Origin of the sequence: Catenuloplanes atrovinosus (genome assembly GCF_031458235.1) — a bacterium.
GTDB lineage: Bacteria > Actinomycetota > Actinomycetes > Mycobacteriales > Micromonosporaceae > Catenuloplanes > Catenuloplanes atrovinosus.
Genome location: NZ_JAVDYB010000001.1, coordinates 3,075,459 through 3,089,612, shown reverse-complemented (window position 1 = coordinate 3,089,612; position 14,154 = coordinate 3,075,459). Strand labels below are relative to the sequence as shown.

The following is a 14,154-nucleotide window of genomic DNA, read 5'->3' as shown; positions in this document are numbered from 1 at the left end:
GCGCCGCCGGCAACCCCACCGTCCGCCGATCGTGGACGATCAGGCACCCTCGGTGAGCGGCGGCAGGCCCGCGTAGCGGCCGATGGGGCGGAAACGACTGGGCTGATCCGCGTACTCCTCCATCGCGTGCGCGATCCACCCGGCGGTACGCGCGATCGCGAAGATGGTCTCGCCCGCGTCCTGCGGCATGCCGTAGGTGAGTGTGAGCACGGCCAGCGCCAGGTCGATGTTGGGCCGCACCCCGGCCCGGTCGCGGATCACCGCGGCGATGTCGTCGGCCGTGTCCGACACGACCGTCCTCGGGATCAGCTTGAGCAGCGTGACGGCCCGGGGGTCACCGTCCGGGTAGAGCGGGTGGCCGAAGCCGGGCACGCCGGCGCCGGTCCGCAGCCGGTCGGAGATCGTGCGGAGCAGGTCTCCGCCGCGGAGCACGGTGGAGAGCATCTCCACGGCCAGCCCGCTGGCGCCGCCGTGCAGCGGGCCGTCCATCGCGGCCAGTCCGGCGCCGACCACGGCGTACGGATTGGCGCGCGTCGACGCCGCGACCCGGACCGCGAACGTGGACGCGGCCAGATCGTGGTCGGCCAGCAGCACCAGCGCGGCCTCCAGGGCGCGGTAGTCGTCACCGTTCGCCGGCGACGCGGTCAGCCGGCTCCACAGCAGCGCCCCGAGCGAGAAGTTGACCGGCTCCCCCAACTGCGGCAGGCCGGTGGCCATCGTGTCGAGCAGCTTGCGGCCGGTGCCGATGACCGCGGTCGGGGTGGTGTCGAACCGCAGATGGTCGGCGGCGCCGGCGGCGGCCACGATGACCCGCAGCCGGTCGGTGAGCCGGGCGGAGGCGGGAAGCGGCGCGGTGACCGCCTTCGCGAGCAGGTGGAGCCGATGGTCGCGCGGGAACGCGATGTCGGTTATCTCGCCGGTCCACAGCAGGTCGACGATGTTCTCGAACGAGTCGGCACGGGCGAGCAGATCCACGTCGTGGCCGCGGTAGTAGAGCTTGCCGTCGCTGATGAACGTGATGCCCGTGTGGACAACCGGGGAGCCGCCGTTGTCGGACGTACGCTGGCGCGTGGCCTCGAACGCACGCACGTCGTCCTCCTTGAACAGCGTCTCCTTGCCCTTGCCGTTCCGCAGCCCGGTCAGCAGCCCACGGCTGACGTAGGCGTAGACGGTCGCGCGTTTGACGCCCAGCCGGCGGGCGACCTCGTCGGTGCTCAGCATGCGCATGTGGCCATCTTCTCATATTGACTGGATCAACATTGACAGGTTGATTGTGCAGGTCGACAGTCAATACATGACTACCGTGCAGCCGGGCCTGGCCGGCGTCATCGCGTTCGAGACCCGCATCGCCGAGCCGGACCGGGACGGCGGCGCGCTGCGCTACCGCGGCATCAATGTGGAGAGGCTGATCGGCCACGCCGGATTCGCGGACGTGTGGGGCCTGCTCGCGGACGGCGACTTCGGCTCGCCGCTGCCGCCGGCCGAGCCGTTCGCGCTGCCCGTCCACTCCGGCGACATCCGCGCCGACATCCAGGCCGCGACCGCGATGATGGCGCCGTACTGGGGACTGCGCCCGCTCATCGACATCGACGACGCGCAGGCGCGGTCCGACCTCGCGCGCACGTCCACCATGATGCTGTCGTTCGTGGCTCAGGCCGCGCGCGGCGTCGGCCTGCCCGCCGTCCCGCAGCGCCGCATCGACGAGGGCCGCAGCGTCACCGAACGCTTCATGATCCGCTGGCAGGGCGACCCGGACCCGCGCCACGTCGAGGCGATCGACCGCTACTGGATCTGCGCCGCCGAGCACGGCATGAACGCGTCCACCTTCACCGCCCGCGTCATCGCGTCGACCGGCACGGACGTCGCCGCCGCGCTCTCCGGCGCGGTCGCCGCCATGTCCGGCCCGCTGCACGGCGGCGCCCCGGCACGCGCACTCGACATGATCACGGCCGTCGAGGAGAGCCAGGACCCGCGCGGGTACGTCCGTCAGGTCCTCGACTCCGGCCGCCGCCTGATGGGCTTCGGCCACGCCATCTACCGCGCGGAAGACCCCCGCGCCCGCATCCTCCGCGCCGCCGCCCGCGACCTCGGCGCGCCCCGTTACGAGGCGGCGCTGGCCCTGGAGGAGGCCGCCCTGGCCGAACTCCGCGAACGCAAGCCCGACCGGGTCCTCGAGACCAACGTCGAGTTCTGGGCCGCCGTAGTGCTGGACTTCGCCGGCGTCCCGGCCGGCCTGTTCACGCCCCTGTTCACCTGCGCCCGCACGGCCGGCTGGAGCGCCCACGTCCTCGAACAGAAGCGCCTCGGCAAGATCATCCGCCCCTCGGCCGCGTACGTCGGCCCCGCCGACCGAGACCCCGCCGAAGTGCCCGGCTGGCGCCGGTAGTCGCGCCTGCCGCTCTGGCCGGGACCGGCGCACGACGGGCCGTCGTCCCGGCGGCGCCTCTGGCCACGTTCGCGTCGTCGTTGTCGATCCGCCGAGCAGCCGGCCCTCGTCGCCGGTCGGCGTCGGCGGAGCGGGCCCCCGCACCGTTCCCGATACAGCCGAGCACCGCACCAAACAGAATCGCGGTTCTTGTTGTACAGTGTCCGTCAAGCAGAGCGACGATTCTGTTTGTGGGAGGGTGCGGTGCCGCGGCTCACCGATGCACGCAAGGAACTGCGACGGGCTCAGATCGCCGAGGCCGCTGTGCGCTGCTTCGGCCGCAGCGGGCTGGAGCGGACCTCGATCGCCGACATCACCGCCGAGTCCGGCCTGTCGGCCGGCTCGATCTATGTCCACTACCGGAACAAGGCCGAGCTGGTGCAGGCCGCGGCCCGGGCGGCGCTGGCCGAGCGAGCGGCGATCATCGGTGAGTGGACCGCCGGCGACACCCCACCCCACCCGGACGAACTGCCCGCCCGGCTCGTCGCGGGCAAGGACCCGGCCGCGGCCCGGGTCGCCGTCCAGACGTGGGGTGAGGCGACCACCGACCCGGCCATCCGGGCCATCGTCGTCGACATGATCGACGAGTTGCGCGCGATGCTGCACGACTGTGTCGTGGCCTGGCTGGTCAAGGTCGAGCACCACGAGCCGGCCGAGGCCGGCCGGCTCGCCACGCCGATCGCGGAGCGGGTGACGGCGCTTTACCTCGCCGAGCTGCTGCGCGTCGCCCTGCATCCACCGGCCGAGGGGACGCCGTCGTGACCGCGACGTTCACCGGCCGCGCCGTGTTCCGTGCCGGCCGCGGCGCGATCAGACCGCCACGCCGTGCGGCCGACCTCTCCTCCACCATCCTCTAAGGACGGATCATGAAGGCAATCATCTACCGCGACAACGGCGGTCCCGACGTTCTCCACCTCGTCGACAGGGATGTGTCCGCCCCCGGCCCCGGCGAGGTGCGGGTCCGGGTCGCCGTGTCCGGGGTCAATCCGACCGACGTGCAGGCCCGCGCACGCGTCAACCAGCCCACGCAGTTCCCCGAGGTCACCCCGCACCTCGACGGCGCCGGCACGATCGACGCCGTCGGTGAGGGTGTCGACCAGTCCCGGATCGGTCAGCGGGTCTGGCTCTACCTGGCCGCCGCCGGCCGCCCCACCGGTACCGCCGCGGAGTTCACGATCGTGCCGGCCGAGCACGCGGTGCCGCTGCCCGACGAGACCGAATTCGACGTCGGCGCCTCGCTCGGCGTCCCCGCGCTCACCGCGCACCGCGCACTCACGGTCGCCGAGGACGGTCCGCGCCGCCTGCGGCCCGGCGCGCTCGACGGCACGGTGGTGCTCGCCGCGGGCGGGGCCGGCGCGGTCGGTCACGCGGTGATCCAGCTCGCCCGATGGGCCGGTGCCACGGTGATCAGCACGGTCAGCGGCCCGGAGAAGGCCCGGCTGGCCACCGCCGCCGGCGCCCACCACGTGATCAACTATCGCGAGGGTGACCCGGCCGCCGAGATCCGCGCGATAGCCCCGGCCGGCGTCGACATCGTCGCCGAGGTGGCGCTCGGCACGAACCTCGCGCTGGACCTGGCCGTACTGCGGTCACGCGGCACGATCTCGGTCTACGCCAACGACGGCGGCAAGCCGGTCGACCTGGACGTGCCGCGGAACCTCGTTCTCAACGCGCGCCTGCAGTTCGTGGTGCTCTACACCGCCGGTCCGCAGGTGCGCGCCGCGGCCGTCGAGGACGTCGCCGCCGCGGTTCAGGACGGCGCGCTGCGGGTGGGCGAGGAGCACGGCCTGCCGCTGCACCGCTTCTCGCTCGACCACACCGCCGACGCGCACCGGGCCGTGGAGCGCGGCACCGTCGGCAAGGTCCTGGTCGACGTCACATCGTGACTCCCGGCCTGCGGTGACGCGGCGGCCCCACCGCCCGGCCGCAGGCACCACCCGGCCTCGGGCATCCGCCGCCGACGCATCTCGCCGGCATCGTGATGCCCGGGTTTCCGGCGACTCGCCGCAGGCTCACCCCGCCTCGGGCACGCGCCGCCGGTGCGTCTCGCCGGCATCCTGACATTCGAGCCTCCGGCGACTCGGCGCCCCGGCCGCGAGCCCACCCGGCCTCGGGCATCGGCCGCCCGCAGATCTCGCCGGCTCGGCACCCCACTATCCGCCCCGGCACCGCGCGGCCGCGGCCCCACGCCGCCGGGCACGCGCCGCCGGCGAAACTGGCCGCCACCGCATCCGCCACCCGAGCGCGACCCCCTTCCACGTACCGTCGATGCGTCTTCGCCGGTGAACAGAGCCCACCGTCCGCGCGGGCAGGTTCAGCGGGCATCCACCGTCGTCTCGTTCCACGACGCGAGCAGGGGCAGCATGCGGGCCGTCTGCGAGTCCGGCTGGCAGGTGTAGACGATCAGGCGTTGCAGCGGCTCGTGCGGCGCGCCGACCACCTCGATGTCGAAGTGCAGGTCGCCCGCGACCGGGTGCCGGATGTGCTTGGCGACGGAGCTGTAGTCGCGCACCCCATGATCGTCCCACCAGCCGGCGACCAGCGGCTCGGTGGCACGGATCTCGTCGATGAGCCGGTGCAGCGAGCGGTCGTGCGGGTGCCGGGACGACTCGCGGCGCAACGCCGCCACCATGAACTCGGCGAACGTGACCCAGTTGACGATGCGCTCCCGGGCGCCGCGGTCCTGCAACATGTAGCGGATGAACGACGTACCCGCGTCCATGGGGTGTCCGAGCACCGCCGGCAGCAGACCGGTGCGGGCCAGGACCTCGCCACGCCAGCCGAGGACCAGCGCGGGCAGGTGACCGAGCGCGTCCAGCAGCCGCAGCAGGCCCGGGTCGGCGCGCTGCGGCACGCCGTGGACCGGTGCCCGGGACATCGTGACCGGTGCGGCGAGGTCGTGCAGATGAGCACGGGCCACGTCGTCCAGGCGCAGCGCGCGGGCCAGGGCGTTGAGTACCTCGCGGGAGATGTTCGCCTGCCGGCCCTGCTCGAGGCGGCTGTAGTAGTCCGGGCTCAGGCCGGCGGCCACGGCCAGTTCCTCGCGGCGCAGCCCGGGCACCCGCCGCGGTCCGGGAAACGGCGTGATGCCGGCCTGCGCGGGGGTCAGCTGTCCGCGGCGGGCGCGCAGAAAGGCGCCGAGCTCCGCTCGATCTCGTGACACCCCTCGACGGTACGGCCCGCGCGCGCACGCCGGGTGGTCATGTCATGCCCAGGTTGACCAGGAACTGGTACGCGCGCCGTGACCAGCGGTTACTTGACCGCATGAACAACACCTTGCAGCACCGCACCGCCGTCGTCACCGGTTCCACCAGCGGCATCGGCGCCGCCACCGTCCGCGCGCTGGCCGAGGCCGGCGCCCGCGTCGTGGTCAGCGGCCGCGACGCCGTGCGCGGCGAGAAGCTGGCCGATGAGGTCGGCGGCGCGTTCGTGCCGGTCGATCTGGCCGGATCGTACCGGCAGATCCGTGACTTCGCGGCCGAGGCGACCGACCGGCTGGGCGGTCACGTCGACATCCTGGTCAACAACGCCGGCATCTACCCGTTCACCTCGACCGCCGACCTGCCCGACGCGGACCTGGACGCGATGCTCGCGGTCAACGTCCGGGCGCCGCACGTGCTGACCGGTGCGCTGGCACCGGCGATGGCCGCGCGCGGCGACGGTGTGATCGTCAACATCGGCTCCTGGATGTCGCACGTGGGCGTGCCGGCCGGCGCGATGTACACGGCGACGAAGGCCGCGATCGCGCAGATGACCCGTACGTGGTCGGCCGAGTTCGGCCCGCGTGGCGTGCGCGTGGTCACGGTGTCGCCCGGCATCACGCTCACGCCCGGCAACGAGGCGGCCCTCGCCATGATCGAACGGCAGACCGCGGACACGCCGGCGGGCACCTACGTGCGGCCGGAGCAGATCGCGGCCGCGGTCCGCTTCGTCGCCTCGCCGGAGGGCGCGATGATCCAGGGGACCGGCCTGCTCGTCGACGGCGGCCTGATCGGCACCCGCCTGGCGTTCTGAGCACCGCTATTCCGGTTGAGGCGCGCCGCGCCGCGGACCAGACTCGGACGATGAGCACGTTCGAGGAACTGGTCGCGGAGGGTTCCCGCGTACCCGTGGAGGGCTGGGATTTCTCCTGGTTCTCGGGGCGCGCCACGGAGGAGCGACCGCCATGGGGGTACGCCCGGATGATGGCGGACCGGATGGCCGGCGCGCGGCGGGCGCTGGACCTGCAGACCGGCGGCGGTGAGGTGCTGTCCGAGGTGACCGCGCCGCCGCCGGTGCTGGTGGCGACGGAGGGCTGGGCGCCGAACGCCGCGCTCGCGCAGCGCCGGCTGCCGCACGCGGTGGTGGTGTGTGTCCGGGAGGACGCGGACCTGCCGTTCCCGGACGACTCGTTCGACCTGATCACCAGCCGTCATCCGGTACGGACCCGGTTCGACGAGGTGGCGCGCGTGCTCGAACCGGGCGGCACCTACCTGTCGCAGCAGGTGGGGCCCGGTTCGGTGCGCGAGCTGACCGACGCCATGATGGGCCCGCAGCCGGTCGGCACGGGCCGCGACCCGGCACGCCTACGGGACGAGGCGACCGCGTGCGGCCTGGATGTGGTGGACGTGCGCGCCGCCCGCCTGCGCATGGAGTTCCACGACGTCGCCGCCGTGATCGTCTTCCTCCGCAAGGTCATCTGGACCGTGCCCGGCTTCACGGTGGACCGCTACCGTGACCGCCTGCGCGCCCTGCACGACCGGATCGAGGCGGACGGCGCGTTCATCGCCCACTCCACGCGTTTCCTCCTCGAGGCCCGCCGGCCGGCGTGACCGATCCGGCGCCGGCCTCGATCACCGAACGGTCACGCCGACACCGGGGTCAGGCGCCGCCGCGGTACACGCCGTCACGGCCGGCCATCCGGGCGAAGTCGGCGAAGTCCGTGGTGGCGAGGTCCAGGTTGGTCTGCACGCTGAACAGCTCGGACGCGACCACGCGGAATGCCCGGCCGGGTTCGTCGGCCAGATCGACCGCGATGACCGGGTGCTCCGGGTCGTTGATCGCCTCCTCGTCGGCGAGGAACGCGAACGCGAGGTCCTCGTCGCCCTCGGCCAGCCGGACCAGGCCACCGGGGGTCAGGCCCGCGTGGGCGCGGTCGTCGACGAACAGCATCGAGGCGCGGTAGTCGTCCAGGTGACGCTGCAGCGTCTTCCGGAACGTGTCCCAGGCCGCGTCGTCCGTGAAGTCGGTGCGGAGCAGCAGGCCTTGCGCGTCCGGGGGGATCGGGAGGGTCATCGTGTCCTCGGGGAAATCGGGTCAGGTGCCGTACCCCGCGCGGCGGGGCGGGCGCCAGACTACAACGCGGTGAGCTGCGCACCCTTCGGTGGACCGTCCGCCGCGCCACACCCTTTCGGGTCCGGGGTGCACAATCGCGCCATGCGCGTCATCGACAAGGTCGCCTGGCTCCACATCGAGAACCGGCGGCTGCTGACCGCCCGCTCGCACGGCAGGGAGCTGTTCTACGTGCCGGGCGGGAAGCGGGAGCCGGGGGAGTCCGACGTGGACACGCTGGTCCGGGAGATCGCCGAGGAACTGACCGTGGTGATCGACCCGGCGACCGCGGTCCCGGCCGGCGTGTTCGACGCGCCGGCCGACGGGAAGTCCGACGTGCTGGTGCGGATGACCTGCTACACCGCGGACTGCGCCGGCGCGCCCACGCCCTCGGCGGAGATCGCGGAGCTGGCCTGGCTCGGCTACCACGATCGTGACCGGACGTCCGCGGCCACCCGCCGCATCATCGGTCACCTTAGGGACAGCGGGTTGCTGAGCTGACCGGGGCACCGCTAGAGTCACCAACCGTGACTGCCGGGTCGGCCTTTGGCCATTACCGGATCGGGCGCCCGGCCGGCGCGTGATCCCTCGGCGGGCCCGTGGCCCGCCCCTCCCTGTCTGCACCGCACGCCTCGACCACACATCCGAGCGCCGCGAAACAGACAGGGGATACAGCGCGCGTGTCTGACTTCAATTCTCGCAACATTGACGAGTTCCAGGCGAACCGGGGCCGGGTCGCGTTCTTCGGCGACGCCCGGCTGCTGCTGCTCACCACCACCGGCGCCCGCACCGGGCGCCCGCACACCGTCCTGGTCGGGTACGTGCCCGACGAGGAGCCCGGCCGGCTGCTCGTGATCGGCTCCGCGGGCGGCGGCGACCGGCACCCGGAGTGGTACCACAACCTCCGGGCCAATCCGCGGGTCACGGTGGAGGACGGCATCTTCACCTACCCGGCCGACGCCGAGGTGATCACCGGCGCGGAGCGGGACCGGCTCTTCGCCCGGATCGTCGAGGTGCTGCCCGGGTACGCCGACTACCAGCGCAAGACCACCCGGGTGCTGCCCGTCGTGGCGCTGCGCAACGCCCAGCAGGGCCCGCCGCTGGTGGGCGGCTCGTTCGGCCAGATGCTGCTGGCGATCCACGACGCGTTCCGGCGGGAGCTGAAGCTGGTCCGCGCGGAGGTCGCCGGCTCCGGCGGTGCCACGCTGGCCGCGCAACTGCGGGTCAACTGCCTGGCGGTCTGCGGCGGCCTGCACTTCCACCACCGGGGTGAGGACGGCGGCATCTTCCCGATGGTGCTGGACAGGGCGCCGGAGCTGGAGCCGGTCGTCGACCGGTTGCGCACCGAACACGCCACGATCGCCACGCTGATCGACGAGCTGGAGACCGCGGTCCGCACGGAGAACCCGCTGCCGCAGGTGGAGCGCCTGATCGAGCAGTTGGAGGCGCACCTGCGCTACGAGGAGGAGATGATCATCCCGGCGCTGGACGCCGCCGGCTGATCAGCGTGGCGCCCGGTCCGTCGCGCCGAACGGCCCGGCCGCCACGACGTCGTGACCGTCAGCGCGGGGCGGGCGGACGTCTGCCCCGCGCCGGCGTACCCGCCGATGCTCGTGATGCCCGCAGCAGCGTGCGGCCGGCCTCGGTCAGCGAGTAGAGGACCGACCGGCCGGCGCGGCGGCGCAGGACCAAGCCGGCATCGAGCAGGATGCCCAGGTGACGGCCGACGCTGCCGAGCGCCAACCCGGTCAGCGCCACCAGCTGCGTGGTGGACTTCGGCGGGTCGACCAGCGTGAGCAGCCGGGCGCGGACCGGGCCGAGCAGGTGGGCGAGCGCGTCCGGTGCGGGCCGCGCGGGCCCGGTCTCGGCCAGCGGTGCGGACGCCGGATACGCGATAGCGTGACGGGTGGGGTCGTGCTCGTCCCAGGCGACCCAGCCGGGTCCGACCGTGACGGGCACGAACAGCAGGGTGCCGGACACGTCGCGCGACGGGTACCGGGCCGCGTTGATCTGCAGCCGGCCGTTGCCGAGCCACCGCATGTCCGCCTTCAGGTCCGCGAACGCGGCGACCCAGCCGCCCTGCGTGACCTGCCGGGTCCGGGCGACCACGTCCGCCTCCAGGATCCGCCGCCGGCGTGCCCAGTCCGGCGCGATGATCGTCTCCCAGACCCGTTCCAGCAGGCCGGCGACGAGCGGGCCGGGCGAGAGGCCGTCGAGCGCGTCCGGTGGCGGGGGACCGCCGGTGAGCGCGAGGGCGCGGGCGATGTCGGCGCGGGCACGCGCGTCCGGGGTGCGCCGGATCAGGTCCAGTTCCTCGGCGAGCGGGCGTTCGGTCTCCGCCTGCGGCGGAGTCACGAAGTCGGCGACCCAGCCGGGCCGCATCGCCGCCGCGAGCACCAGTCGCAGGTCGGGCCGGTTCTCCAGCATGCGGCGGTACGCGTCCCCGGCCGGGCCGTCCCGCTTGTGCAGGCGCAGCAGCGTCGCGGTCGCCTCCGCGCACGGCGAGATCACGAACCGGGCGCCGGCCAGCGTCTCGGTGTCGATCTGCCACCACGTCATCGTGTCGTTTCGCCTCCCCGCGAAAGATTAACGGCGGTCACGACGTCCCCCGGAGACTGCCGATCATGCATACCTACGGTGCGCTCTTCCGGACGTCCGAGTTCACGCCGCTGTTCGCGGTCGCCTGCGCCGGCGCGTCCGCGACCACGATCGGCGGGCTCGCGCTCGCCACGGTCGTGTTCGCCGCAACCGGCTCGCCGCTGCTCAGCGCGATCAGCATGTTCGGGCCCGCGGCCGCGCAGTTACTCGGCGCCACGCTGCTGCTGTCCGTGGCGGACCGGGTGCCGCCACGCGCCGCGCTCGCGTCCGTCGCCGCCGGGTCCGCGCTGTGCCTGGCCGTGCTGGCGATCCCGGGCCTGCCGATCGCCGCGATGTTCGGCGTGCTCGGCGTGATGGGCCTGGTCGCGTCCGTAGCCGGCGGCGCCCGGCTCGGCCTGCTCACCGAGATCCTGCCCGCGGACGGCTACCTGCTGGGCCGGTCGGTGCTCAACATGGCGGTCGGGTCCGTGCAGATCCTCGGCTTCACGGTCGGCGGCGCGCTGCTCGCCGTCGTCCCGCCACGCGGCGTGCTGCTGCTGGCCGCCGCCTGCCAGCTGTTCGGCGCCGTCATCGCCGCGCTCGGCCTGCGCTCCCGTCCGCCGCGCGCGTCCGGACGGCCCTCACCGGCGGCGACCTGGCGGGCCAACGCGCGACTGTTCTCGTCGGTGCCCCGCCGGTACGTACTGGTCGCGCTCTGCGTACCGAACGGCCTGATCGTCGGCTGCGAGGCGCTGTTCGTCCCCTACGCGCCACGGCACGCCGGCGTGCTGCTGGCCGCCGCCGCGCTCGGCATGCTCGCCGGCGACATCCTCGCCGGCCGGTTCCTGCCGCCCGCGTGGCGCGAGCGGGCCGGCGCGTTCCTGCGCCTGCTGCTGGCCGCGCCCTACCTGCTGTTCGCGCTCGGCCTCCCGCTGTGGCTCGCCGTGTCGCTCACCGCGGTCGCGTCGGTCGGCTACTCGGGCACGCTGGTGCTGCAGGAGCGGCTGATCGCCCTCACCCCGGACGACCTGCGGGGCCAGGCGCTGGGCCTGCACTTGTCGTTGATGATGGGCATGCAGGCGGTCGGCGCTGGCATCGCGGGCGTGGCCGCGGAGGTGCTGGGCTCGGCGGCGTCCGCGATCACGGTGATGGCGGTGCTGTCCATCACGGTGACCCTGCTGGTCGCGGCCCGGGTCCGCACGCCGGTCCCACGGCTGCGCACGGCGCAGGCTGACGGTCATGCACACGGCTGACATCGCCGCGGATGAGCGGCGCGGTCCACCGGGTGCGCCCTTCCGCGTCGCGGCTGCCCGTCACCTGTCGGGGAACGGTGGTGGGTTCGGTTTCCGCTCAGGTGCGGGGTGGGGGTGCCGACAGTTGCGCGAAACCCCGGATCAGCGCGCGAGGTGCCCCAGATGTCCTGCTCTGCGTGTGGGTCGCCGCGACCCGCCGACGCCGCCGTGCTCTGCGCGAACTGCGGCGCCCGCTTCCCGTCGCGCGGCCCGGGGCGGTTCACGCCGCTGGCGACCCAACGTGGTGGCTCATTCGCCGGGCAGGCCGGCGGCGGATCGGTCACGGTACTGGACGGGATCGTGGTGCCGCCCTCGCGGCAGAACGGGCCGGTCGACCGTGAGCCCGAACCGCAGCCGCTGCTGATCTCCACGCCCGCCCCGGCGTCCACGCCGCCGGCGGCGACGCCCGCGCTGCGCTGGCGTGACCTGTTCTCCGGCGCCTGGCACGGCGCGGCGGTCACGGTGACGGCCGGCGCCGTACTGACCGCGGTGTTCGCCACGGCCGCGGCCACGCTGCTGCGGGGCTCCGACAGCGACCTCGCGGGCTGGCTGACCGCCGCCGTCACGCTGATCGGGCTCGCGCTCGGCGGCTCGCTGAGCGCCGGTGCGGACCTGCTGCCCGGCGTCGCCGTGGTCGCCGACCTGCGCCTGCAGGTGCTCCCGGTGCTGCTCACGGTCGCGATCGCCGGGCCGCTGGCCGGGCTCGCGATCCGGGACGAGCGGCTGCGGCCGTCCCCGGTGCGGGGGGCGCTGCTCGCCCGCACCGCGATCACCGCCGGCACGGTCACCGCGCTGGTCACCGGCGCCGGCGTGCTGAACGCCGTGCAGTCCGTGGACGGGCGGGTGACCGCCGGGCTGGCGCCGCTGCCGACCGCCGTGCCCGTGTTCGCCCTCGTCATAGCCGTCACCGTGGCGGCTCGGCTGACGGTCACGCCCGCCGTGGCGCCACGGTCGCTGCGTCCGCTGGCCGATGCGGCCGCGCTGCTGGGCAGGTTCACGGTCGCGCTGCTGCTCGGCACCGCGGTGGTCGGGGTCGTGCTGGCCGCGACCGGTTCGCACTGGGCGGTCCTCGGTGGCCTGGTCGCGTTGCCGTCGGCGCTGCTGGTACTGCTCGGCGTGCCGGTCACCGTGTCCGTACCCTCGATGGTGGAGGTCGTAGACGGGCTGACGCTGGTCACGCGGCCGTCGTGGTGGAGCCTGCTGCTGCTCGTGCCGGCCGTGGCCGCGCTGGTCGCGGCGGTCCGGCACGCGCTGGCCCGCCCGGTCGGTGCGCGCACGAGTGCCGCCGCGACCATCGGGCTCACCGCCGCATCGGTCACGCTCCTCGCCGTCGCCGGGCGGGTCACGGCGGAGATCACGTTCGCGTCCGTGGAGGCCGGGCCGTCGCTGCTCGGCGCGGTCATCGCCGGGCTGGTCTGGGGCGGGCTGCTCGCGGCCTCGGCACGGGTGGCGCCGGACCTGGCGCTGCTGTTCCGGAGCGCGGCGGAGACGATGCCGGTCCACGACTCGTGGCGCGCGGTCTTCTTCGGCACGGCCCGGGTCCGCACCGGCGTCATCGTCGCGACCGCGGCCGCACTGGTGGTGCCCGCGCTGGCGCTGACCGGCATCGTGGTGGTGAACCGGTCGGAGTTCGGCCCGGACCGGGTCGCGCTGGCGTACCTGCGGGCCGTGTCCAGGGGCGACGCCGCCGCGGCGATGGCCGAGCGGACCGGCACGGCCTCGGGCCCGCTGCTGACCGACGCGGTGCTGCGCGCGACCGGCGTCACCCGCCCGGACGACGTGCGGATCGTGTCCACCGTGGTCGACGGCGCCCGCGCACAGGTGGCCACCTCGTTCACGCTCGGCGGCGAGGAGCAGCTGCTGACGCTGACGCTGGCCTCGGAAGAGCGCCGATACGGCCTGTTCGACCGGTGGCGGGTGGTGTCCGAGCTCGGCGCGGTCTCCGTGACCGATGCCGGCATGCCGGTCACGGTCGCGGGCGTCACGGTATCGGCCGGGCGGATGCTCCCGGCGTTCCCGGCCCGCTATCCGCTGGCCGTCGCCGACCCGTCCGACACCTACCGGGCCACACGGACGACTGTGGTGGTGCTCGGCGGGACGGCCGAAGTCGCTGCGGAGCCGGTGCTGTCCGCGTCCGCGCGTGACCGGATCACCGACGCCCTGGAGGCCGGGTTGTCCGCGTGCACCGCGCGCACCGACCCGTTCATGACCGACTGCCCGTTCGACCTGGCCGGCACGCAGCTGGTCATGGTCGACCGGGTGACGTACGATCTGCGCCGCCCGCCTCACGTGGACCTGCACGGATCCGAGGTGGTCACCACGTCTTCGGGCACCGTCGACTACCGCGCCTCGATGCTGGACGGCACCGAGCGGACCGGCACCATCGAGTTCAACGTGACCGGTTCCGCGACCTTCGCCGACGACGGAACGGTCACGCTGACACTCGGCTGACCGGACTCCCTGCGTCCATCACCGGCGCGGCCCGCGCGCGGTCTCCGGCGGCGACGGGACGGTCACGCGGGCTGTTGGTTGACCTGCTCCGGACGCGAT

13 protein-coding genes are annotated in these 14,154 nt (G+C 73.8%); 9 read left to right on the top strand and 4 right to left on the bottom strand.

Annotated elements, in window-relative coordinates:
- Positions 1 to 39: 39 nt before the first annotated feature.
- Positions 40 to 1,227: a citrate synthase family protein gene (locus J2S41_RS13845; RefSeq protein WP_310367659.1), complete on the bottom strand. Its 1,188-nt coding sequence runs from the start codon at positions 1,225 to 1,227 to the stop codon at positions 40 to 42.
- 67 nt (positions 1,228 to 1,294) lie between these two features.
- On the opposite strand from J2S41_RS13845, the gene J2S41_RS13840 reads away from it, so the two are divergent.
- The 3 genes from J2S41_RS13840 (at position 1,295) to J2S41_RS13830 (ending at position 4,311) form a co-directional block, all read left to right on the top strand.
- Positions 1,295 to 2,386, top strand: coding sequence for a citrate synthase 2 (locus tag J2S41_RS13840; protein WP_310367656.1), 1,092 nt, complete (start codon positions 1,295 to 1,297; stop codon positions 2,384 to 2,386).
- A gap of 243 nt (positions 2,387 to 2,629) precedes the next feature.
- Positions 2,630 to 3,187 (top strand): TetR/AcrR family transcriptional regulator, encoded by a 558-nt coding sequence (locus J2S41_RS13835; RefSeq protein ID WP_310367653.1) that lies wholly within the window; start codon positions 2,630 to 2,632, stop codon positions 3,185 to 3,187.
- 104 nt (positions 3,188 to 3,291) lie between these two features.
- Positions 3,292 to 4,311: an NADPH:quinone reductase gene (locus J2S41_RS13830; protein WP_310367651.1), complete on the top strand. Its 1,020-nt coding sequence runs from the start codon at positions 3,292 to 3,294 to the stop codon at positions 4,309 to 4,311.
- Positions 4,312 to 4,739: 428 nt separating this feature from the next.
- Here J2S41_RS13830 and J2S41_RS13825 read toward each other — a convergent pair whose 3' ends face one another.
- Positions 4,740 to 5,588, bottom strand: coding sequence for a helix-turn-helix domain-containing protein (locus tag J2S41_RS13825; protein WP_310367648.1), 849 nt, complete (start codon positions 5,586 to 5,588; stop codon positions 4,740 to 4,742).
- 101 nt (positions 5,589 to 5,689) lie between these two features.
- Here J2S41_RS13825 and J2S41_RS13820 point away from each other — a divergent pair, with 101 nt between their 5' ends.
- Both J2S41_RS13820 and J2S41_RS13815 read left to right on the top strand, forming a co-directional pair.
- Complete coding sequence (locus tag J2S41_RS13820) at positions 5,690 to 6,439, top strand: SDR family NAD(P)-dependent oxidoreductase (RefSeq protein WP_310367645.1); 750 nt, start codon at positions 5,690 to 5,692, stop codon at positions 6,437 to 6,439.
- 50 nt (positions 6,440 to 6,489) lie between these two features.
- Positions 6,490 to 7,236, top strand: a complete 747-nt coding sequence (locus J2S41_RS13815; RefSeq protein ID WP_310367642.1) for a class I SAM-dependent methyltransferase — start codon at positions 6,490 to 6,492, stop codon at positions 7,234 to 7,236.
- A 49-nt stretch (positions 7,237 to 7,285) separates the two neighbouring features.
- Here J2S41_RS13815 and J2S41_RS13810 read toward each other — a convergent pair whose 3' ends face one another.
- Complete coding sequence (locus tag J2S41_RS13810; protein ID WP_310367639.1) at positions 7,286 to 7,699, bottom strand: DUF6924 domain-containing protein; 414 nt, start codon at positions 7,697 to 7,699, stop codon at positions 7,286 to 7,288.
- A gap of 141 nt (positions 7,700 to 7,840) precedes the next feature.
- Here J2S41_RS13810 and J2S41_RS13805 point away from each other — a divergent pair, with 141 nt between their 5' ends.
- Both J2S41_RS13805 and J2S41_RS13800 read left to right on the top strand, forming a co-directional pair.
- Positions 7,841 to 8,236 carry an NUDIX hydrolase gene (locus J2S41_RS13805; protein ID WP_310367637.1) on the top strand — a complete coding sequence of 132 codons (396 nt, stop codon included), beginning with the start codon at positions 7,841 to 7,843 and terminating at the stop codon, positions 8,234 to 8,236.
- Positions 8,237 to 8,415: 179 nt separating this feature from the next.
- Positions 8,416 to 9,237 (top strand): nitroreductase/quinone reductase family protein, encoded by an 822-nt coding sequence (locus J2S41_RS13800; RefSeq protein WP_310367634.1) that lies wholly within the window; start codon positions 8,416 to 8,418, stop codon positions 9,235 to 9,237.
- A gap of 58 nt (positions 9,238 to 9,295) precedes the next feature.
- Here J2S41_RS13800 and J2S41_RS13795 read toward each other — a convergent pair whose 3' ends face one another.
- Positions 9,296 to 10,294 (bottom strand): ArsR/SmtB family transcription factor, encoded by a 999-nt coding sequence (locus J2S41_RS13795; RefSeq protein WP_310367628.1) that lies wholly within the window; start codon positions 10,292 to 10,294, stop codon positions 9,296 to 9,298.
- A 65-nt stretch (positions 10,295 to 10,359) separates the two neighbouring features.
- Between J2S41_RS13795 and J2S41_RS13790 the strand changes: the two genes are divergently transcribed.
- Positions 10,360 to 11,565 (top strand): MFS transporter, encoded by a 1,206-nt coding sequence (locus J2S41_RS13790; RefSeq protein WP_310367626.1) that lies wholly within the window; start codon positions 10,360 to 10,362, stop codon positions 11,563 to 11,565.
- A 162-nt stretch (positions 11,566 to 11,727) separates the two neighbouring features.
- Positions 11,728 to 14,055, top strand: coding sequence for a hypothetical protein (locus J2S41_RS13785; RefSeq protein ID WP_310367623.1), 2,328 nt, complete (start codon positions 11,728 to 11,730; stop codon positions 14,053 to 14,055).
- The last annotated feature ends 99 nt before the right edge of the window (positions 14,056 to 14,154 follow it).

Bases quoted from the DNA above. Each gene is read 5' to 3' on its own strand.
- J2S41_RS13830 (WP_310367651.1), top strand. From the start codon at position 3,292: ATGAAGGCAATCATCTACCGCGACAACGGCGGTCCCGACGTTCTCCAC.
- J2S41_RS13840 (WP_310367656.1), top strand. From the start codon at position 1,295: ATGACTACCGTGCAGCCGGGCCTGGCCGGCGTCATCGCGTTCGAGACC.
- J2S41_RS13815 (WP_310367642.1), top strand. From the start codon at position 6,490: ATGAGCACGTTCGAGGAACTGGTCGCGGAGGGTTCCCGCGTACCCGTG.
- J2S41_RS13785 (WP_310367623.1), top strand. From the start codon at position 11,728: ATGTCCTGCTCTGCGTGTGGGTCGCCGCGACCCGCCGACGCCGCCGTG.
- J2S41_RS13795 (WP_310367628.1), bottom strand. From the start codon at position 10,294: ATGACGTGGTGGCAGATCGACACCGAGACGCTGGCCGGCGCCCGGTTC.
- J2S41_RS13810 (WP_310367639.1), bottom strand. From the start codon at position 7,699: ATGACCCTCCCGATCCCCCCGGACGCGCAAGGCCTGCTGCTCCGCACC.
- J2S41_RS13790 (WP_310367626.1), top strand. From the start codon at position 10,360: ATGCATACCTACGGTGCGCTCTTCCGGACGTCCGAGTTCACGCCGCTG.
- J2S41_RS13820 (WP_310367645.1), top strand. From the start codon at position 5,690: ATGAACAACACCTTGCAGCACCGCACCGCCGTCGTCACCGGTTCCACC.
- J2S41_RS13805 (WP_310367637.1), top strand. From the start codon at position 7,841: ATGCGCGTCATCGACAAGGTCGCCTGGCTCCACATCGAGAACCGGCGG.
- J2S41_RS13845 (WP_310367659.1), bottom strand. From the start codon at position 1,227: ATGCGCATGCTGAGCACCGACGAGGTCGCCCGCCGGCTGGGCGTCAAA.